Genomic DNA, 19340 nt, shown 5'->3' with positions numbered 1-19340 from the left:
CGCGGCGGCGGGCGAACCGCCGGCCGGGCGCCCCCGCGCACCTCGCGCAGCACCCCGCCGGGCGTTCGCACGCCAGTGCGCAGCCGTCCCCCACCATGGTGAATCCGTTCACCCGTCGGCCGCAACGGTGTTAATCCTCCGTCACCTCCGGCTCCGACTGTTGTGCCGCACCCCGGCACCAGCCGGCCCGGATGGACGGAAGGCCGACGCATGCCCGCCCACCACACCCCGCCCCCGCCCACCCGGCACGCCCCCACCCGGCGCGGCTTCCTCCTGCTCGGCGCCGGCGCCGCCCTCGCGGGCGAGCTGTTCCGGCCGGCGTCCGCCCTCCCCGCCGCCCGGGCCGCCACGCCGCCGGCCCGCCCGGCCACCGACGACGCGGCGGCGGAGGCCGACTCAGCCGGCCCGGGCTTCGCCGTGATCACGGACACCCACGTGGTCGGCGACGGCGCCGAGCGGGACACCCGGGTCGCCGCCACGCTGAGCGCCGTCGCCGAGCGCCGGCCGGCCTTCCTGCTGCACCTCGGGGACATCACCGACACCGGCCTGCCCGAGCAGTACCGCGGCTACCTCGACGCGCTGCCGGCCGCCCTCGCCGACCGCGCCCACCACGTACCGGGCAACCACGAGACGCGCTGGGACGCCACCGCCAAGGGCCTGTACCGGGCCACGTTCGGTCAGCCGCCGTACTCCTTCGACGCCGCCGGCCTGCACGTGGTCGGGCTCGATCCGACCCAGCCGCTCCAGGAGAACGGGCACTTCGGCCGGACACAGCTGGACTGGCTGGAACGCGACCTGCGCGCCGTGCCGGAGGGCCGGAGCACCGTGGTGATCGGTCACTTCCCGCTGGGGGACGACTGGTACTTCGTCGACGACCAGGACCGGCTGCTGTCCCTGCTCGCCGAGGCCCCGTCACCCCGGCTGCTGCTGGCCGGTCACGTGCACGACGAGCGGGTGCGGCGGATGAACGGGGTGACGCAGCTGTCGCTGCGCGACGCCCGGGGCGGCCCGGTCTGCTACTGGTTCGAGCCGGCGACGACCGCGGAGGGACTCCGTGAGCTCGTCGTCAGCCGGCTGGAGCCGCCGGCGGACGGCGGCGGGGCCCCGGACGCCGTTCCGGTGGCCACCGAGCTGACCCGGGTGCCGCTGGACGGCCCGCGTCCGGCCGGCGGACTGCGGCCGGAGCGGGTGTGGCTCGGCGCGGTGCGCGACGGACGGCTGCCGCTGCGGGTGCGGCTGCCCGCGGACGGGGGGCCGGCCGGCGCCGCCGCGGCGTCCGTGGCCGGCGTGGCGGCGCGGCCGTATCCGGAGGCGGCCTACAGCGGGACGATCGCCGGCGAGTGGCGGCCACTGGAGCCGGACGGCTCCGGCGGCGCGGCGGCGGGCCGGGGGGCGGGCGGATCCTGGCGGGGCGAGCTGGACCTGACCGGGGTCACGCCGGGCCGGCAGCGCGTCACCGTGCGGGTCACCGGCGGCGACGGATCGTTCTTCGAGCGGACGGAGTCCCTGGAGGTCCCGCCGGCGCGCCCGGCGCCCGGGGCGGCGGACGGCGCCGAACGGCGCGCCCCGCGGGTGCTGTGGCGGTACCGGCCCGAGGGCGGCCACGCGCCCCGGCAGGCCGGCCTGGCGCGCTGCGGGGACGCCCTGGTCACGGCGGACGGCGACGGCACGGTGACGGCGCTGCGGCTGGCCGGGGACCGCCCGCCGAGCCCGCTGTGGCGCCGCCGGCTGGGGCCGGTGCACCGCCGCCCGGCGGTGGACGAGGCCGGCGGCCGGGTCTACCTGCCCTCCGCGGACGGCCGGCTGTACGCCCTGGACGCCGCCACCGGTCGGACGCTGTGGCGGTTCGAGGCCGGCGCGCCGGTGGTGAGCGAGCCGGTGGTGGCGGCGGCCGGAGGAACCGGCGACGGCGGAGCCGTGCTGTTCACCGCCGGCACGACGCTCTTCGCCGTCTCGGCGGACGACGGGCGCCCGCTGTGGCGCGCGGAGGTCGGCGGCATGTCGGCCGGCCGGGTCGCCGTGGACGGCGAGCGGGTCTACACCGGTTCCGGAGACGGCCGGGTGCTCGCCCTATCGGTGCACGACGGCGCCGGCCCGCTGTGGGCGTTCACCACCCGCACCGGCACGACGCACCAGCGGCTGCTGTACGGGCCGTGGAACTGCGCCCCGCTGCTCGCCCCGGCGGTGGCCGGACGCCCGGCCACGGTGCTGGTCTCCACCGTCTCCCAGCTGTGGGTCCTCGGCCGGGCCGACGGGGCGGTGCTCGCCGGCGTGCCGGGCGGCTGGATGTACGCGCCGGCGGTGCTGCTGGACGGGGCGGGGGCGCCCTCGCCCGGGGCGGTGGAGCGTCCCGGAGGCGGCGGGGACGACGGCGCGGGCGGCGGCGAGCCCGGGGCGCTGGTGATGAGCGAGTGGGGGGCGGTCGCCCGCCTGGATCCGTGGACCGGTGGGCAGCGGTGGCGCACCGAGCTCGGCCTGCGGCTGCTGAACGCCGGCGGCGTGGTGCACGACGGGGTGCTGTGGACGCTGGCCGTCTCCGGGCAGCTGACCGGGGTGGACGTGGTGGACGGGCGGGTGGTGGGGGCGGTCCGGCCGGGTTTCCACCACTGTTTCGGCGGGGCGGCCGTGGTGGACGGGGTTCTGGTGCTGCCGGACCAGGACGGGGAGCTGCACGGCGTGCTGCTGTGAGCGGCCGGGCCGGGCCGAGGGCGGGCCGCCGGGGCGAGGCGGGGAGGCGGGGCGAGGCGGGGAGGCGGGGCGAGGCGGGGAGGCGGGGCGAGGCGGGGCGGAGGGCCCGGTGGGGCGCCCGGGGTGTGGGGCGCCCCACCGGGGACTGACGTGCCGACGGGGCGGGGTGTCGGCGCGCCACCGCGCCGGGGCGGCTCAGCAGGGGCCGAGGTCGGTCCACACGCCCCATTCGCCGCCGGTGCCCGGCACGTCGCCCTGGGTCCACCACTTGGCCTGGTAGAGGCGGCCGTTGTGGGAGACCCGGGCGCCGCCGGTGTAGACGGCGGTGGCGCTCCAGGCGGCCACCGAGCAGTCGGCCGGCGGGTCGGTGGGGGTCGGCGTGGGGGTGGGCGTCGGGTCGGGGCTCGGCTGTCCGCCGGCCATGGCGTCCAGGTGGGCGCGGACGGGCCGGGAGAAGCCGCCGCCGGAGGCCACGTCCCAGTTGACCGACCAGGTCATCACGCCCCGGATGGTCGGGTAGGTGGCGGCGGGCCGGTAGCTGCCGCAGCTCCTGCCGTAGGCCAGGCAGTCGAGGGCGGCGGTGACCACGGAGGGGGCGACGTAGCCGCTGCCGGCGGCGCGCCGCTCGGCGGGCAGGCCGAGGGCGACCTGGTCGGGGCGGAGGTACTTGAGCTGGATGTCGGCGAGCGCGGTGAGGAAGTCCACCGTGCCCTGGGAGTACACCCGGCCGTCCCGGCCGAGCATGGAGCCGGAGTTGTAGTACTGGGTGTGGACGATGTCCACGTCGTCGCCGAGGTCGCGGACGAGCTGGAGGTAGGAGCCGCCCTCCTGCACGTCCAGGGTCTGCGGGGCGAAGGTGAGCATGAAGTCGGCGCCCTGGCGCTGCTTCAGCGTGCGCAGCGCGGTGGTCACGTTGGGCACGTTGAGGCCGTGTTCGAGGTCGGTGTCCAGGCCGTCGAAGCCGAACCGGTCGATGATCGGCCCGATGCTGTCCACGAAGCGCTGGGCGTTGGCGGGGCTGGAGAAGTCCACGTTGCCCCGCTCACCGCCGATGGAGATCAGCACCTTCTTGCCCTGGGCCTGCTTGGCCCGGATGTCGGCGATGAGCTGGGCCTCGGTGTAGCCGCCGAGGGCGGTGGACAGCTGCGGGTCGAGGGCGAAGCTGACGGCGCCGGAGCCGGCGTTCTCGGCGAAGGCGACGACGATCACGTCGTAGGCGGCGGGCACCTCGGACAGCCGCAGGTTGCTGGAGCCGTTGACGAAGTTGTGCCAGTACCCGATCAGGGTGTGGGCGTCCGCGGAGCGGACGGTGGCGGCGGTGGCCCCGGCGTCGGCCGGGGAGCCGGCGAGGGCCGGATGGGCGGTCAGGGCCGCGGCGGCGGCGACCGCGAGGGCGGAGCAGACGGCCACCAGCCGGCTGCGGCGGGGGCGGGCGGATGCGCGGTTGCTCATGGCGGGGCTCCTCGTGACGCGTCGTCCGGACACGCGTGATCGGGCCATGACAGCCCGATGGACGGTCCTGGGCGACGGGGGAGTTCGGCGAGTTGCGTCCCGGCGGGGGCGCGCGACGGACGACCGCGCGCCCCATCCGCCGGGCGCGCTGCGGCGCTGACGGGGGTTCCGTTGCCGAGAAGAGAACAGGACTAGACCAATGCGTGTCAATAGTCCGTACCCCTGCCCCCGTCGCCGCACGGAACGGGCGGGGCGCGCACCGCGCACCCCGCCCGCCGCCACGTCGCCTACCCCCGGGCGGCGAAGCCGGCCCGCCGGCGTCCGCGCACCCGGCGGAACCGCCGGGCGACCTGGCGCGCCAGGTCGGCGGCCCCCACCAGCCCCGCCTCGTTGGCGAGCTCCGCCCGGACGATCCTCGCCTCCGGCCGGAACCCCCGCCCGGTCAGCTGCCGCCGGTAGGCCTCCCGCGCCGGCCGGAGCAGCAGCTCGTCCGCCTCGCACACCCCGCCGCCGATCACGAAGCACTCCGGATCCAGCGCCGCGGCCAGGTTCGCGATCCCCACGCCGAGCCAGCGCCCCACCTCCTCCAGCAGCTCGACGGCGGTCGGATCCCCCTCCCGGGCGGCCTGGGTGACCAGCGGCCCGGTGATCGCCGTGACATCGCCCCCGGCCCGCTCCACCAGCCCCTCGGCCACCGGGGAGTCCGCCGCCGCCAGCTCCCGGGCCTCCCGCACCAGCGCGTTGCCGCTGGAGTACTGCTCCCAGCAGCCCCGGTTGCCGCACGCGCACCGGTGCCCCTGCGGCACCACCTGCATGTGGCCGAACTCGCCGGCGGTCCCCCAGTGGCCCCGGCGCAGCACCCCCTCCTCCAGGATCGCGCCGCCGATGCCGGTCCCCAGGGTGATGCACACCAGGTGCCGCGCGCCGCGGCCGGCGCCGTAGCGCCACTCGGCCCAGGCCGCCGCGTTGGCGTCGTTCTCGATGACCACGGGCAGCCGCAGCCGCTCCGACAGCGCGTCGCGCAGCGGCTCCCGCCGCCAGGCCAGGTGCGGGGCGAAGAGCACCGTGGACCGCTCGGCGTCGACGAACCCCGCCGCGCCCACCCCCACGGCGTGGATCCGGTGCCGGCGCGCCAGGTCCAGGACCAGCTCGGTGATGATGTCCTCCACCAGCCGGGCGCTGCGCTTGTCCTTCTTGTCCGGCGTGTCGGCCCGCACCCGTTCCAGCACAGCGCCGTCCGGGTCGACGACCCCGGCCACCACCTTGGTGCCGCCGATGTCCACGCCGACGGTCGGCAGGCGCAGCCCGGGACGGTAGGCGCGGTAGGCCAGGCGCTCCCGGCTGCGGATGGTTGAGGTGGCCATGACCGGCGCGACCTTCCTGGAGGGGAGCGGCGGAGCCGGGCCGGACCGGGGGTGCGCACCCTCGATCGCCCCGGTGACCCCGGACCGCCCCAGTGGCGTTCGAGCGTCCCATGATGCCAACTCCCCGCCCCCGCCCCCAGCCACCGGGCCCACCCGGCCCCTCCGGCGGCGGCGACACGGCACGAACGCCCGAGTGGAGCACCGCGCCGGCGACGGCCCCTCGTATGCTGCTGACATGGTGGGGGACGCACGCGGCAGGCGCAGGAGCTCCGAGGCGGGGCGGAGGCGACCCACCATCGTGGACATCGCCCGGGAGGCCGGCGTGTCGCCGGCCACCGTCTCCCGCGTGCTGTCCGGGGGCGCCGGCGTCACCCGGGACAAGTCCGAGGCGGTGCGCTCCACCGCGGAACGGCTCGGCTACCGCCCCAACCTGGTGGCCCAGGGGCTGGTCCGGGGCCGCTCGCGCAGCGTGGGCGTGCTCACCCCCGACGTCGGCAGCCCCTTCTACGGCATGCTGCTGGCCGCCATCGAGCGCACCGTGGTGGACGCCGGCTACCAGGCGCTGTTCGCCTCCGGCGGCTGGGAGCCGCAGCGCCAGCGGGCCGCCCTGGAACAACTCGCCCAGCGCCAGGTGGACGGCCTGATGCTCACCGGCGTCATGCTGCCGGACGAGGAGCTGCGGCTGCTCGCCAAGGACCAGCCCACCGTCCTGCTGCTCCGCCACGTCCCCGCCTTCCCCGGCACCTGCCTGACGGTGGACAACCGCACGGCCGCCCGGATCGCCACCGAGCACCTGATCGAGCTCGGCCACCGGCGCATCGCGCACGTCACCGGCGACCGCTCGCAGCACGACACCGCCGAGCGGCTGGCCGGCTACCGGGACGCGCTTCGGCGGCACGGGCTGCCCGAGGATCCCGCGCTGGTGGCCGCCGGCGACTTCCAGGAGGCCTCCGGCATGGCCGCCATGCAGTCCCTGCTGGACGGCGGGGTCGAGTTCACGGCCGTCTTCGCGGCCAACGACCAGCTCGCCGACGGCGTGCGGCTCGCCCTGCACCGGGCCGGCCTCCAGGTGCCGGGGCAGGTCTCCCTGGTCGGCTTCGACGACCATCCGCGCAGCTCGTACGTGATCCCTCCGCTGACCACGGTGCGCCAGCCGGTGGAGGTGCTCGGCGCCTCGGCGGGGCGCCACCTGGTGGAGATGGTGGAGGGCGGCCCGGCCTGCTCCGAGGTGCACTCCCCCACCCTGGTGGTCCGCGAGTCCACCGCGCCCCCGCCGGCCCGGTAGCGGCCTCCACGGCCCCGGGGCGCTTTCGGGCCGTTCCCGCCCGGCGACGGGTGGCCGGATCCCGCCCTACCGCCGGTCCGTCGGCGACGGGCAGCATCGTTGACGGCCGGCCGAGCCGCAGTTCCCGCACCGATTCGCCCCCTGGACAACGGAACACGGAACGAAGGAGCCCCCGCCATGCGGACATCCGCACTCCGCACCCTCACCGGCGCCGCCCTGGCCCTCGGCCTCGCCCTCGCGGCGCCCTTCAGCACCACGGCCACGGCGTCCCCCGCCACCGCCTCCGTCACATCGGTCACGGCCACCACCGCCACCACCACCGCGCCCGAGGCGACCGTCGGCGCGATGGTCACCAAGCTGACCCACGCCCAGGCCACCAGCATGCTGCGCAACGCGGGCATCACGTGGAGCTCCAGCGGGAACTGCTCCGACCGCTACAACTCGACCTGCACCTCCTTCGAGCAGGTCAACGAGGACACCATCCTCGGCGCCATCACGCTGAGACAGGCCAGCGGCTGCGCCCTGAACATCACCGGCGGCACGGAGACCGGCCACGCCTCCGGCACCTACAGCCACTGGAACGGGTACAAGCTCGACTTCAGCCTGTACAGCTGCCTGGGGAACTACATCACCTCCCGGTTCACCTACATCGGGCTGCGCGGGGACGGCGCGCCCCAGTACCAGTCCGCCTCCGGGAACATCTACGCCCGGGAGAGCAACCACTGGGACGTCCTCTACTACAACTGCGGCGGCTGCTGACCCACCGGCCGCCACACCGGGCCCCGCGGACCGGCCGCCGGCGGGCCCGCGCCCGCGCGACCGAGGCGGCGTGACGTGACACGGGCGGGTCGGACGCACGAGCGTCCGACCCGCCCTCGCGCGCGCCCGTCGGCGGCGGCCGGCGCCGGCGCGGTGAACTGGGAGACCACGGCCTCGGCGGCGCGCCGCGTCCGGGTGGAGGTGCGCCACCCGCTGCCCGGGGACGGCGCCGGCCCCCGGCGGTCGTTCGGCGCCACGGCCGCGCCGACCAATCCGGTCCGGCTGGGCTGGGCGCGGCGGGCCGTCCCCTCGCGCCCTGCGTTCCCGCCGCCTCAGAACGGGACGTTGACGCAGGCCAGGCGGTCCCCGGCGGTTCCGGCCTCGCCGGGGGTGAGTGACGTGTGGTGGTCGTGCAGGACGATGGAGCGCGCCTCGCCCTCGCGGGGCGTCCAGTGGACGTGGGTGTCGACCTGGCCGTGGCCGTGGTGGTTGGTGGTGAAGTCGAGCCAGACCTCGTTGGCGGAGTTGGCGTAGGCGGGATCGGTGGAGGGCTGGACCGGGTCGGGTACGTGCTGGTAGTGCGGTCCGGCGTCGGCGGGATCCGCGCCGCAGGGGCTGGTGTGGACGTGCGCGCCGTAGTCGCGGTCGGGCAGCAGACCGCTGATCCGGAGGGAGACGTGGGTGCCTGAGGGGGCCTCGACGACGCGCACCCGCGCGGTGGTGCCGATCGGGACGAGCTCGGGGACGTAGCTGACGGCCTGTTGCCGGGCCGGATCGGTCGGCGCCTCGAACTGGGCCCGGACGACGATCGGGGCGGGCGCCGTGGTCGCGGCGAGAACGAGCGGCAGGAGGGCGATCGGAAGGGCTGCCATGGTTCGAGGGGCTTTCGCTGGGAGGGGACGGGGATTCCACCATGCCCGCGCACCCACCGCCAGCGGTATCCCTCAACCGGGTGACGCGGTGTGCGGGACGGCGGGCGCCCGCTGACGTAACGTATTTTCATGGTTACGAAGCGTCCGTCGACCTCTCCCACGCGCTCATGACGCGCCAGAGCGGGGCCGCCCCCGCCGCGGCGTCCGCCCGGGAGTTGTGCACCGCGTTCCTGGACACCGCGACGCTGCTGGACCGGCTGCTGAGCCGGGCCGTGGAGGACCGGCACGGGATGAGCCGGGCGATGCTGGACGTGCTGCTGCACCTGGACCGCGCGCCGGGCGGCGTGCTGGGCATCGGCGAGCTGACCGTCCGCACCTCGCTCACCGGCGGCGGGATGACCCGGCTGGTCGACCGCCTGGAGCGGCGGGGCCTGGTGCGGCGCCGGACCTGCCCGAGGGACCGGCGGGTGCAACTGGTCGGCCTGACCGAGGCCGGCGGCGACCTGGCGCGGCGCGCCGCCCCCTGGTACGACCGGCTCCTCGACGAGTACCTCGCCGGCCTGACGGAGCCCCGTCAGTGGCCGGCCGTGGAGCGCGCCCTGCACCGGCTCGGCGACCGGGTGCGGACCGCCCTGGAGAGCTGATCCGCCGGCACGCCGCCGAGCGGCCACCGCTCGGACCGCCGACGGGCCGCCGGACGCCCCGCGACGACGCCCCCCGGCGGGACCCGCGCGCGGACGGCCGCGCGCGGGCGGATCGGGTCACCGCGACGCGAGTCGCTCACCGAGCCCGGACAGCCGCTCGTCAACGCCCGCGAGCGTGTCGCTGCCCCCGGCCACCCGCACGGCCAGGTAGTAGATCATCGCCGTGGTCTGGCACAGCGCGTCCCCGGCGCAGATCGTGGTGAGGTCCTCCAGGAAGACGTTGTCGATGCTCGCCCGGTTGGTCTCGGTGAACCGCTCCTGGAGCTTGTAGTTGCGGTAGCCGAAGTCGTGCCGGTAGCAGGCGTCGAGGAAGTCGTAGCCGAACGGCTCGTCCGGCGAGGAGCTGCATCCGTCGCTGGACCAGTCCAGCCCCGGCCCGCCCTGGACCTCCCGCACCTCGAGGAACTCCTCCAGGGTGTACTCGTACAGCAACTGGTCGGTGGCGGTGACCGGATCGTCGGACAGCGCCGGGGCCGCCCACGCCGGGGTGGCCGCGAGGACGACGGTGGACAGGGCGACGGCACCGGCCCGCGCGGCGAGGCGCGCGGCCCGACCGGGACGGTCGGAGGGGGTCGAGCGGGTCAGCGGCACAGCGGGACCTCCGAGGCGGCACGACGGGGAAGCGGCACGCCGGGCCGGTTCGCCGCACGCCGCCACGCGCCTGCCGGACCGACCCCAGCCGCACGCTCAGAGTAGTCATTTGCTTGCGCTTCGTGAGTGAAGTGACACTATTCTTCCCCGGACGCGGCGGAATCCGCCCCCTCGCGACCGACAGTCAGTCACTTCTGGATCGTCACTGTTCGCCCATGTGTCACTTGCGGATCTTCCCAACACCCGTTCCGCGACCCTACAGTGACGCACGATCACTCACCGTCCCGGAAGACCGCCGCATGAGCCACACGATCACCAAGGGGTGACACCATGCCACCCGTCCTGAACTACCCGTTCCCCTCCCGCGTGCACCCCGACGCCGACCTGGCCGAGGAACGCATGGTCGACTGGCTGGTCCGCCGTCAACTGCTGCCCCCCGCCGCCGCCGACGCCTTCCACACCGCCCGGTTCGGCGAGTTCGCCGCCCGCGAGTACCCCTACGCCGACAGCGAGTTCCTCCAGTTCGTCACCGACCTGTACGGCTGGCTGTTCGTGGTCGACGACCAACTGTGCGACGAGTCCGCCAGCGGCGCGGACCCCGCCGGACTCGCCCGCCGGCTCACCCCGCTGACCGCCGTCCTGGACGATCCGGCGACCGCCCTGCACCACCCCTCCGCCCGCACCGACCCGCTGGCCGCCGCCTTCGGCGACCTGTGCGGCCGGCTCACCGCGCGCGCCACACCGACCCAGTACGCCCGCTTCGCCGCCGGCGTGCGCGGCTACTTCCACGCGCTGCTGTGGGAGGCCGGCAACCGCGCCTCCCGCACCGTCCCCACGGTGCACGACTACGTCACCATGCGGGCGCACACCAGCGGCTCCTTCGGCGCCCAGGCACTGATCGACGTCGCCACCGGACTGCCGCTCGGCGACGCCTTCGACCACCCCGACGTGCGCCGGATCGCCCGAATCACCGCCAACCTCAACTCCTGGTCCAACGACGTCCTCTCGCACGCCCGGGAGCGCTCCGCCACCCACGCGGTGGTGCACAGCCTGCCCGGGGTGCTCGCCCACCACCTCGCCCTCACCCCCGAACAGGCGATCGCCGAGGCCGCCCGCCGCCACGACGAGGAGATGGAGCGGTACCTGGAGCTGGAGGCGACCCTCGCCCGGGACGCCACCCCCGCCATGGCGGCCTTCCTGGAGGGCCTGCGCTGCCTGATGCAGGGCTTCTACGACTGGGCGCTGCGCACCCCCCGTTACGCCACCACCCCGCCGGAGAGCACGCCGGGCGCCGACGGCGGCCAGGGCGGCGACGCCGAATCCGGCACCCGCGCGTCCCAGCAGCCCCAGGAGACCTCCCCCAGCACGGTGGACCCCACCGCGCGACTGGCCGGATAACACGCTAAGGTAATCCTCACCTATCCGGTCGCCGGGCGGTGGTCGCGGACTGCCGCCCTGTTCGAACATTGGGTCGCCATGCACGTCGCAGTTCCGCCCGGAACCCCGGCCACCGCGTTCCACACCGCCACCGACGCGTTCCACGCGCCGTACCGGCGACTCGCGGACGTCTACCCCGGCATCCAGGTCGAGCTCGGCCCCCTCGACGACCTGCCCACCACCGCCGGCGGCCCCGCCTCCGCCGACTGGGTGCGGGCCGCGCTGCTGGCCGAGGACGCCGACACCCTCAGCCGCCAGGTGGACCTCGACGAACAGCAGGCCGTCGCCGCCTACGACACGGTGCCGCGCCGCGACGTCTCGGCAACCTGGACGTACCACCGCTACGCCTGGCCGCTGTGCCTGCTCTTCACCGCCCCCTGGTTCCTCGCCCGACGGGTCCCCCGCCTGCCCGTCGCGCACGTCGCCGTGAACCGCCACGCCGGCGCCTGGCGGCTGGACGTCCGCGAGTTCCACTGCCTGCCCGACGACCCGGCGGCCCACCTGCCCGGCGCCCACGTCGAACCCGACGAGGCGGCGCTGCGCGCCCGGCTGCGCGAGGCGATCGCCGAGCACCTCACGCCGATCGTGGAGGCGCTGCGCCCCACCCTGCGGCGCGGGCCGCACACGCTGTGGAGCATGGCGACCGACGAGGTGGCCGAAGGGCTGTGGTACGCCGCCGGGCTGCTCGGGATGGAGGAGCGCGCCGTCTGGGAGCTGACCGAACTGCTGCCCGGCGACACCCCGCCGTTCCGCGGGGCCGCCGGCTTCCGCCGGGTGACCACGGCGGACGGCGGCTCCATGACCACCCGGACCCGGCTCAGCTGCTGCCTCTTCTACACGGTGCGGCCACAGGAGCTCTGCCTCACCTGCCCGCGCAACCGGCGGGCGGCCACCACCACGGAGTGCGACGGCCCCTCCTGACGCCCCGCCGTCCCGGAAGTCGTCGGCACTCGAACACACCGGCGACCGCCCGTCACTCTTTGGAGCGGAACCCTCACTCCAGCCCCGTCGATTCGGCCAGGATGGGCCGACGCGGCACGGCAGCGTCCGCGCGACCGTTCAGGGGGTTTCGATGCAGATGACCGACTCAGGGCTGGCGTGGACAGTCGCGGCGGTGGCCACCGCCCTCGCGGTGGTCGTGCCACTGCTCGCGGCCCGCGCCCGCGGCACGCGGCGGGAGGCGGCGTCCGCGGACTCGTGGGAGCGGATGGAGGAGCGCCGCCGCCGCAAGGAGCGGGTCTACGGCGGCCTGTCGTACGTCCTGCTGTTCGTGTGCGCCGCGGTCGCCGCCGCGCTCTCCTTCCACGGCCTGGTCGGCTTCGGCCGGCAGAACCTCGGCCTGTCCGACGGCTGGGAGTACCTGGTGCCGTTCGGGCTGGACGGGGCGGCGATGTTCTGCTCGGTGCTGGCCGTCCGCGAGGCCAGCCACGGCGACGCCGCGCTGGGCTCCCGGACGTTGGTGTGGATCTTCGCCGGTGCCTCGGCCTGGTTCAACTGGGTGCACGCGCCGCGCGGGGAGCTGCACGCCGGCGCCCCGCAGTTCTTCGCCGGCATGTCGCTGGCCGCCGCCGTGCTCTTCGACCGGGCGCTGAAGCAGACCCGCCGCGCGGCCCTGCGGGAACAGGGCCTGGTGCCCCGGCCGCTGCCGCAGATCCGGGTGGTGCGCTGGCTGCGCGCGCCCCGGGAGACCTACGCCGCGTGGTCGCTGATGCTGCTGGAGGGCGTGCGCACGCTGGACGAGGCGGTGGAGGAGGTGCGCGAGGACAGGCGATCGCGGGCGGAGAAGCGGCAGCGCCAGCGCATGGTCACCCGCCGCGAGCGCGCCGAGCTCCGGGCACTCGGCCGCCGGCACCGCGGCGCCGGCCGGCAGCGGCCGGCACGGGAGATCGAGCGGCTGCCCGCCCTGGCCGGCGCCGGCCGCGAGCCGCTCGGCACGGACCCGGCCATAGCGCCGGCGGCCACCACCCCGGCGAGCACCGGGCCACTCGGTGCGGCCGGCGGTTCCCCGGCCCCCGCCGGGTGGTCGACGCCGCCGGCCGGCACCGCCGAGCAACCGCCCCCACCGGCGACCGCCGGTGAGCCGTCCAGCGCCCCGGAACCGGCGCGCCGCACCGTGGACCTGACCGCCGAGGACGACACGCTCTCGATCCCCCGACTGGACTCCCTGGAACGCAAGCTGCGCGAGCTGGAGCGGGCGCTCGGCTGACCGGATCGCCGGACCGGCCGCCCGGCGAGGCGGCGGGGGCGAGCGGTCCAGCGGGACGGCGGGACGGCGAGGCGAGCGGTCCAGCGGGACGGCGGGGCGACACGCCTGCGAGACATGGGGCGACCGGCTTTGCGAGACGCGGGGCGACCGGCCGAGGGACGGCGGGGCGACCGGCCTGCGAGACATGGGGTGACCGGCCGAAGGACGGCGGCACGGCGCGGCGCCGCCCCGCGTGGTGGCGGCCCGGACCGGCGGCGGAGGGCGCTGCGCCGGCGCCAGCGCGGCGGAGCCCGAGGGCGACGGCCGCCGGGTCGGGCGGAGTTATCCACAGGCGGGAAGTGGGGGGCTGCGGTGAGTGACCCCACCGTGGGATCCTGGAATCAGGGGGTCCCCATGGGGCGCCCTGGCGGGCGTTGCCCGGAGGGAGTGCGGGCGGCCTCACCGCGGCGGGGCCTGAGGAAATGGGCGGCCCCCGACGAATTGGGGCCCCGAGCGGAAGTGACGGGGCCCGAGGGAATGGCGCGCTCCCCGAGGGGATGGCGGCCCCCGAGGAAATGACGGGGCCCGAAGGGATGGCGCGGCGGCCGGACGGCGGAGTTATCCACAGGCCGGAAGTGGGGGGCTGCGGAGGGTGGTCACGCCATGGGATCCTGGAATCGGGGGTCCCCAGCGGGGGCGCCCTGGTCGGCGTTGCCCGGGGGAAGGCTGGGGAAGCCCGCGGCCCACCGGCAGTGTGACAACCACACCGGCCACGGCGTGTCGTACGCCCTTATCATGAACGCATGCCCGCCCCGCGCCAGTACACGGAGGCCGCACGGCACCCGCTGCTCGCGGGGGTAGCCGGCGCCCTTCTGGTGCTGTTCGCTCTGGCCCTGTGCTCCCTGCACGGCCCCGGGGCCGCCCCCGCCGGCGCCTGGCCCGGCCCGCCCGTCACCGGCCCGGTCGCGGTCGCCGGCCCGATCGCCGGCCCCGTCGCCGTGGGGCCGACCAGCATGGGGCCGACCACCGCGCACCACCCGGCCACGGCGCAGCGCTCCCCCGGCCCGGCCGAGGCCGAGGCCGAACGCGCGCCGGCGGCGCACGCCGGCGACGCCCTGCCCTACCTGTGCCCGTTGAACGGTGACGGCGACGGCAGGTGCGGGCGCGGCGGCCCTGGTGGCGTGCCCGCCACGCTGACCTCCTCCCCGGCACCCGCCGGGGACGTGGCCCGCCCGGAGCTGCCCTCGCCGGGCCTCCCGGCGGCCGTCACCGCGCCCCCGGGCACGGACGACCACCCCTTGCTGGCACCCGACCGGCACGCCCTGCAGATCCTCCGCGTGTAGGAAATCCCCTCCCGCGCCGGCCCGTCCGGCCGCGTCGCCGACCCGCGCGGTCGTCGGCCGGCCCGGAGGCCCGCCGCGGGAGTCCGCCCGCGCCGGAACCCCGGCACGGTCCGTGAACCCGTCACACCCAGCCCGACCCACTCGCGGTCCGCCCCCGCCAGGCGCGCCGCTGAAGCGGTTCGGCGGTGGGCTTCACTTCCCCGGGGCGGTGCAGATACGTTCCGCCGTAGGGTTCCACGGCTCTCCCCCACACAGCGACGCCGCCCACGCGGCGGCGGAAGGACGTAAACGCGCGATGTCTTCTTCCAGGTCCGGTGGCCCTCAGCGGGGCGCCGGCTACCAGCAGCGGCAGCAGCGACTGGCCGAGATGCGGCGGCAGGAACAGGCCCGGGAACGCCGGGTCGCCGTCATCACCATCAGCGCGGCGGTGGTGCTGCTCGCCGCCATCGTCGGCGGCGGTTGGTGGGTGATCGACCGCGAGCGCGGCCAGCAGGAGGCCCTGCGTGGCGACATCGAGGGCATCCAGGTCTACGAGGACCTCACCCAGGAGCACGTCACCACCGAGGTCGACTACCCGATGACGCCGCCCGCCGGCGGGGACCACGACGCCGTCTGGCAGAACTGCAACGGCGTCGTCTATGACGGCAAGATACGCGACGAGAACGCCGTCCACGCCCTGGAGCACGGCAGCGTCTGGGTCACCTACCGCGACGACGTCCCGCAGGAGGACATCGACGCGCTCGCCGAGCGGGTCTCCAGCACCCCGTACACGCTGATGAGCCCCTACCCGGAGCAGGAGGGCGCGATCACGCTCACCGCCTGGGGCCACCAGCTGACCGTGGACAGCGCCGACGACGAGCGGGTGGAGATGTTCTTCACGCAGTTCCGCCAGGGCCCGCAGACCCCGGAGCCGGGTGCGGCGTGCACCGGCGGCACCTCGGCGCTGGAGACCGCGGGATGACGGCTGCCGTCGGCGGGACCCCCACCCGGCGCGGCGTGTGGCGGCCGGCGGTGCTCGGCGGTGTGCTCGCCCTGCTGATGGCCGTCGGGCTGCTGGTGGTCGCCGGGATCGGCGGCCCCGACGTGGCCCGGGGCGCCAGCACGCCGGGCGACTCCTCGCCGGAGGCCGGGTTCTGCCGGGACATGTCCATCCACCACCAGCAGGCGGTGGAGATGTCGTTCCTGGTGCGGGACGCCACGGACGACGAGGCGGTCCGCCGGCTGGCGTACGACATCATCAACACCCAGGCCAACCAGCGCGGCATGATGCTGGGCTGGCTGGACGCCTGGGACCTGCCGGTCGGCTCGTCCCGCCCCTACATGGAGTGGATGGGCCACGCGCACACCCCGACCGTGGACGGCCCACTGATGCCGGGCATGGCCACCGACGCCGAGGTGCGGGCGCTGGCCGCGGCCGAGGGCGAGCAGGCGGAGATCCTCTACCTGCAGATGATGCTGGAGCACCACCGCAGTGGTGTGACGATGGCCGAGGCCATCGTGGAGCGCACCGACCAGGACGACGTCGAGCGGCTGGCGCAGACGATGGTGAACGGCCAGACCTCGGAGATCAACCTGATCGAGGGCATGCTCGAGGAGCGTGGCGTCACCGGGTGACGCGCGACGACGAGGGCCGGGAGGGAGTCGGGCGGCCGCCCGGCTCCCTCCCGGCGTCCGCGCCCAGCCGGCCTCGCCCGGCCTCGCCCCGGCCCCGCCCGGCCCCGGGCCTGGTGTCGCCCCCGGCGGGCCACGCCCCGCGGGGACGGTTCCGTGGCACCGTTCGGCCGCACCCGGACCGGCGATATTCGGCCACGATCCGCGACCGCCGGATTCCGGTCCGTGTCCTCCCGTGGGGCGGAGCTGTCCGGTTGCGGAAAGCGACAGAAAAGGATTCTGGGAGCGCTCTCAATCAGATCGATTCACGGGTAATGTGCCGTTCCAGGAGGATCGGCTATCCTCCGGGCGGTCCGACCCAGGGCAGTGGAGCAAAGACGCCCGTGTCCCCCAAACCGCACCACCACCCATGAGCCCCACGGCCGAGCGGAGAACGACGTGACCGAGCTGAACAGGAACGCGCGCCCCACTCTGGAGGCGGTGGCCGCGCACGCCGGCGTTTCCAGAGCGACGGTCTCGCGCGTGGTCAACGGCGGCAACGGCGTGCGCGAGTCCGTCCGCCTCCGGGTGGAGCAGGCGGTCAAGGACCTGGGGTACGTGCCCAACCAGGCGGCCCGCACCCTGGTCACCCGCCGGCACGACGCCGTGGCCGTGATCATCGGCGAGCCGGAGCGCGCCGTCTTCAGCGACCCCTTCTTCCCGGTCATGCTGCGCGGGATCAGCCAGGAGCTGACCCTGGCCGACAAGCAGCTGCTGCTGATGCTGGTGGAGCGGACCGACGACTACGACCGGATGGACCGGTACCTGGCCGGCGGCCACGTCGACGGCGCGCTGCTGCTGTCCCTGCACGAGAACGACCCGCTGCCGGCCGTGGTGCAGCGCACCGGCATCCCGCTGGTCTACGGCGGGCGGCCGTTCTGGCCGGGCGGCGACGCGCAGCTGCACGTCGACAGCGACAACCGGGGCGGGGCCCGGCTCGCCGTGGAGTACCTCCTCCAGCAGGGCCGGGAGCGGATCGGCGTGATCACCGGCCCGCTGGGCCTGTCGGCCGCGCAGGACCGCCTGGAGGGCTACCGGGACGCCCTGCCGGGCGGCGACCCGGCGCTGATCGTCGAGGGCGACTTCACCCAGGGGGGCGGTGAGCGCGCCATGGAGCTGCTGCTGGAGCAGGAGCCGGACGCGGTCTTCGTCTGCTCCGACTACATGGCCGCCGGCGCGCTGCGGGTGCTGCGCGAGCACCGTCTGCGCACCCCCGAGGACGTGGCCGTCGTCGGCTTCGACGACGCGCCGTCGATCGCGCCGTGGACGGAGCCGCCGCTGACCACCGTCCGGCAGGACGTGGAGGAGATGGGCCGGCTGATGACCCGCCTGCTGATGCGCCGGCTGTCCGGCGGGGACCAGCACCTGGACTCCATCCTGCTGCCGACCGAGCTGGTGATCCGTCAGTCTGCCTAGCCGGGCGCCGGTCTGACCGCACGCGACGCGCGTAGCTGCGCGCGCCGGGTACGGGCGCGCCGGGGACGCCGAAAGGGCCCGGAGGATCTCTCCTCCGGGCCCTCCGCCTACCCCGGCCGTCCCGCCAACTTCCGGGGAGGTGTGGGGGCGCCGCCGCGTGCGGGCGGCGGCGCCGGTCCGTCAGTCGATCGGGACGATGCCGCCCGCCCGGGCCACCCGGGAGTACCAGTGGCCGCTGCGCTTGACGGTGCGGGTCTGCGTCTCGTAGTCGACGTGGGTGAGGCCGAAGCGCTGGCTGTAGCCGAACGCCCACTCGTAGTTGTCCATCAGAGACCAGGCGAAGTAGCCGCGCAGGTTGACGCCCTGCTCGATGGCCTCGTGGGCGGCGCGCAGGTGCGCGTCGTAGTAGGCCAGCCGCTCGATGTCGTCGATGCTGCCGTCCTCGGCGACGGTGTCCGGGAAGGCGGCGCCGTTCTCGGTGACGAACAGCGGCAGCTCCGGGCAGTCCCGGGAGACCCGGGTGAGCAGCCGGACCAGGCCGGAGGGGTCCTGCTCCCAGCCGATGCCGGTCAGCGGCTCGCGCGCCGGGAGTTGCTCGACGCCGCGCAGGCCGGGCAGCGGGCCGGGGGTGGGGGCCTCGGCGTCCTCGAGCACCCGCACCCGGGTGGTGGTGTAGTAGTTGATGCCCAGCCAGTCCAGCGGGGAGGCGATGATCTTCTCGTCGCCGTCCTGGACGAAGGACCAGTCGGTCAGGTGCGCGGTGTCGTCCTTGACGTCCTCGGGGTAGCCGCCGTGGAACAGCGGGCCGAGGAAGACCCGGTTGCTCAGGCCGTCGACCTTGCGCACCGCCTCCTCGTCCCCCTCCCCCACCGGGTCGACCTGGGCGAGGTTGAGCACCACGGAGATCCGCGGGCTGGCCTGCGCCGGGACCGAGTCGCGGATGGCGCGCACCGCGAGGCCGTGGCCCAGCATCAGGTGGTGGACGGCCTGCAGGCCGGCCAGCGGCTCGGTGCGGCCCGGGGCGTGGTGGCCGTTGACGTAGCCGAGGTAGGCCGAGCACCACGGCTCGTTCAGCGTGCTCCAGTCGCGGACGCGGTCGCCGAGGCGGCGCGCCATGATCTCGGCGTACTCGGCGAAGCGGTAGGAGGTCTCGCGGTTCGTCCAGCCGCCGGCGTCCTCCAGGGCCTGCGGCAGGTCCCAGTGGTAGAGGGTGGCCACCGGGTTGATCCCGGCGCCGAGCAGCTCGTCGACCAGCCGGTCGTAGAAGTCCAGGCCGGCCTCGTTGGCCGGGCCGCTGCCGGTGGGCTGGATGCGGGGCCAGGCGATGGAGAACCGGTAGTCGGTCAGGCCCAGGCTCTTGATCAGCGCGACGTCCTCGCGGTACCGGACGTAGTGCTCACAGGCCGGGTCGCCGCCGTCGCCGTTGAGCACCTTGCCCGGGGTGGCCGCGAAGGTGTCCCAGATGGACTGGCCGCGACCGTCGGCCGTGGTGTGCCCCTCGATCTGGAAGGCGGCGGTGGCGACCCCCCAGCGGAACCCCTCGGGGAACCGCAGCAGCGGGGTGACCGGTGCGGTGGTGGTCTCGGACACGGAT

The 19340-nt window shown here is 75.5% G+C and carries 16 protein-coding genes; 11 read left to right on the top strand and 5 right to left on the bottom strand.

All coding sequences use genetic code 11. The features are described 5' to 3' along the window. Window positions 1-210: 210 nt before the first annotated feature. On the top strand, window positions 211-2688 hold the full coding sequence (locus tag FHU37_RS01200; RefSeq protein WP_179812367.1) for an outer membrane protein assembly factor BamB family protein: 2478 nt from the start codon (window positions 211-213) through the stop codon (window positions 2686-2688). 195 nt (window positions 2689-2883) lie between these two features. On the opposite strand, the gene FHU37_RS01195 is transcribed toward FHU37_RS01200, so the two are convergent. Both FHU37_RS01195 and FHU37_RS01190 read right to left on the bottom strand, forming a co-directional pair. Next, a complete protein-coding gene (locus FHU37_RS01195) occupies window positions 2884-4140 on the bottom strand; it encodes a glycosyl hydrolase family 18 protein (protein WP_179812366.1) in 1257 nt (418 codons plus the stop codon). A gap of 287 nt (window positions 4141-4427) precedes the next feature. Further along, entirely contained in the window at window positions 4428-5504 is a 1077-nt protein-coding gene (locus tag FHU37_RS01190) for an ROK family glucokinase (protein WP_179812365.1), read from the bottom strand. A 235-nt stretch (window positions 5505-5739) separates the two neighbouring features. Between FHU37_RS01190 and FHU37_RS01185 the strand changes: the two genes are divergently transcribed. Both FHU37_RS01185 and FHU37_RS01180 read left to right on the top strand, forming a co-directional pair. Then, window positions 5740-6789 (top strand): LacI family DNA-binding transcriptional regulator, encoded by a 1050-nt coding sequence (locus FHU37_RS01185; RefSeq protein WP_179812364.1) that lies wholly within the window; start codon window positions 5740-5742, stop codon window positions 6787-6789. 177 nt (window positions 6790-6966) lie between these two features. After that, window positions 6967-7548, top strand: a complete 582-nt coding sequence (locus FHU37_RS01180; RefSeq protein ID WP_179812363.1) for a hypothetical protein — start codon at window positions 6967-6969, stop codon at window positions 7546-7548. 332 nt (window positions 7549-7880) lie between these two features. On the opposite strand, the gene FHU37_RS01175 is transcribed toward FHU37_RS01180, so the two are convergent. Beyond that, window positions 7881-8420: a superoxide dismutase family protein gene (locus FHU37_RS01175; protein ID WP_179812362.1), complete on the bottom strand. Its 540-nt coding sequence runs from the start codon at window positions 8418-8420 to the stop codon at window positions 7881-7883. 167 nt (window positions 8421-8587) lie between these two features. Here FHU37_RS01175 and FHU37_RS01170 point away from each other — a divergent pair, with 167 nt between their 5' ends. Then, on the top strand, window positions 8588-9064 hold the full coding sequence (locus tag FHU37_RS01170) for a MarR family winged helix-turn-helix transcriptional regulator (RefSeq protein ID WP_179812361.1): 477 nt from the start codon (window positions 8588-8590) through the stop codon (window positions 9062-9064). Between the two features lie 117 nt (window positions 9065-9181). Here the strand turns inward: FHU37_RS01170 and FHU37_RS01165 are convergent, their stop codons facing one another. Further along, window positions 9182-9715 (bottom strand): phospholipase, encoded by a 534-nt coding sequence (locus FHU37_RS01165; protein WP_218903894.1) that lies wholly within the window; start codon window positions 9713-9715, stop codon window positions 9182-9184. 330 nt (window positions 9716-10045) lie between these two features. Here FHU37_RS01165 and FHU37_RS01160 point away from each other — a divergent pair, with 330 nt between their 5' ends. The 7 genes from FHU37_RS01160 to FHU37_RS01130 all read left to right on the top strand — a co-directional run bounded on the left by FHU37_RS01160 (window position 10046) and on the right by FHU37_RS01130 (window position 17746). After that, window positions 10046-11113 carry a terpene synthase family protein gene (locus FHU37_RS01160; protein ID WP_179812360.1) on the top strand — a complete coding sequence of 356 codons (1068 nt, stop codon included), beginning with the start codon at window positions 10046-10048 and terminating at the stop codon, window positions 11111-11113. Window positions 11114-11191: 78 nt separating this feature from the next. Continuing rightward, entirely contained in the window at window positions 11192-12073 is an 882-nt protein-coding gene (locus FHU37_RS01155; RefSeq protein WP_179812359.1) for a (2Fe-2S)-binding protein, read from the top strand. Between the two features lie 151 nt (window positions 12074-12224). Then, a complete protein-coding gene (locus FHU37_RS01150; protein WP_179812358.1) occupies window positions 12225-13358 on the top strand; it encodes a DUF2637 domain-containing protein in 1134 nt (377 codons plus the stop codon). Window positions 13359-14140: 782 nt separating this feature from the next. Continuing rightward, window positions 14141-14680 (top strand): hypothetical protein, encoded by a 540-nt coding sequence (locus FHU37_RS01145; protein ID WP_179812357.1) that lies wholly within the window; start codon window positions 14141-14143, stop codon window positions 14678-14680. 295 nt (window positions 14681-14975) lie between these two features. Continuing rightward, the gene (locus FHU37_RS01140; RefSeq protein ID WP_179812356.1) at window positions 14976-15641 is read left to right on the top strand and encodes a thioredoxin-like domain-containing protein; all 666 of its coding nucleotides are present in this window, start codon (window positions 14976-14978) and stop codon (window positions 15639-15641) included. Continuing rightward, window positions 15638-16294, top strand: a complete 657-nt coding sequence (locus FHU37_RS01135; RefSeq protein WP_179812355.1) for a DUF305 domain-containing protein — start codon at window positions 15638-15640, stop codon at window positions 16292-16294. Before FHU37_RS01140 ends, FHU37_RS01135 begins: the two co-directional genes overlap by 4 nt. Before the next feature lie 435 nt (window positions 16295-16729). Further along, window positions 16730-17746, top strand: coding sequence for a LacI family DNA-binding transcriptional regulator (locus FHU37_RS01130; RefSeq protein ID WP_376773876.1), 1017 nt, complete (start codon window positions 16730-16732; stop codon window positions 17744-17746). A gap of 180 nt (window positions 17747-17926) precedes the next feature. On the opposite strand, the gene FHU37_RS01125 is transcribed toward FHU37_RS01130, so the two are convergent. After that, the gene (locus FHU37_RS01125) at window positions 17927-19336 is read right to left on the bottom strand and encodes a GH1 family beta-glucosidase (protein WP_312892363.1); all 1410 of its coding nucleotides are present in this window, start codon (window positions 19334-19336) and stop codon (window positions 17927-17929) included. Window positions 19337-19340: the final 4 nt, after the last annotated feature.

This window comes from Allostreptomyces psammosilenae (assembly GCF_013407765.1).
Classification (GTDB): Bacteria; Actinomycetota; Actinomycetes; order Streptomycetales; family Streptomycetaceae; genus Allostreptomyces; species Allostreptomyces psammosilenae.
This window is presented reverse-complemented; position numbering and strand designations above follow the sequence as displayed.

Bases quoted from the DNA above. Each gene is read 5' to 3' on its own strand.
- FHU37_RS01175 (WP_179812362.1), bottom strand. From the start codon at position 8,420: ATGGCAGCCCTTCCGATCGCCCTCCTGCCGCTCGTTCTCGCCGCGACC.
- FHU37_RS01160 (WP_179812360.1), top strand. From the start codon at position 10,046: ATGCCACCCGTCCTGAACTACCCGTTCCCCTCCCGCGTGCACCCCGAC.
- FHU37_RS01145 (WP_179812357.1), top strand. From the start codon at position 14,141: ATGCCCGCCCCGCGCCAGTACACGGAGGCCGCACGGCACCCGCTGCTC.
- FHU37_RS01195 (WP_179812366.1), bottom strand. From the start codon at position 4,140: ATGAGCAACCGCGCATCCGCCCGCCCCCGCCGCAGCCGGCTGGTGGCC.
- FHU37_RS01180 (WP_179812363.1), top strand. From the start codon at position 6,967: ATGCGGACATCCGCACTCCGCACCCTCACCGGCGCCGCCCTGGCCCTC.
- FHU37_RS01200 (WP_179812367.1), top strand. From the start codon at position 211: ATGCCCGCCCACCACACCCCGCCCCCGCCCACCCGGCACGCCCCCACC.
- FHU37_RS01170 (WP_179812361.1), top strand. From the start codon at position 8,588: ATGACGCGCCAGAGCGGGGCCGCCCCCGCCGCGGCGTCCGCCCGGGAG.
- FHU37_RS01140 (WP_179812356.1), top strand. From the start codon at position 14,976: ATGTCTTCTTCCAGGTCCGGTGGCCCTCAGCGGGGCGCCGGCTACCAG.
- FHU37_RS01185 (WP_179812364.1), top strand. From the start codon at position 5,740: ATGGTGGGGGACGCACGCGGCAGGCGCAGGAGCTCCGAGGCGGGGCGG.
- FHU37_RS01135 (WP_179812355.1), top strand. From the start codon at position 15,638: ATGACGGCTGCCGTCGGCGGGACCCCCACCCGGCGCGGCGTGTGGCGG.
- FHU37_RS01155 (WP_179812359.1), top strand. From the start codon at position 11,192: ATGCACGTCGCAGTTCCGCCCGGAACCCCGGCCACCGCGTTCCACACC.
- FHU37_RS01150 (WP_179812358.1), top strand. From the start codon at position 12,225: ATGCAGATGACCGACTCAGGGCTGGCGTGGACAGTCGCGGCGGTGGCC.
- FHU37_RS01190 (WP_179812365.1), bottom strand. From the start codon at position 5,504: ATGGCCACCTCAACCATCCGCAGCCGGGAGCGCCTGGCCTACCGCGCC.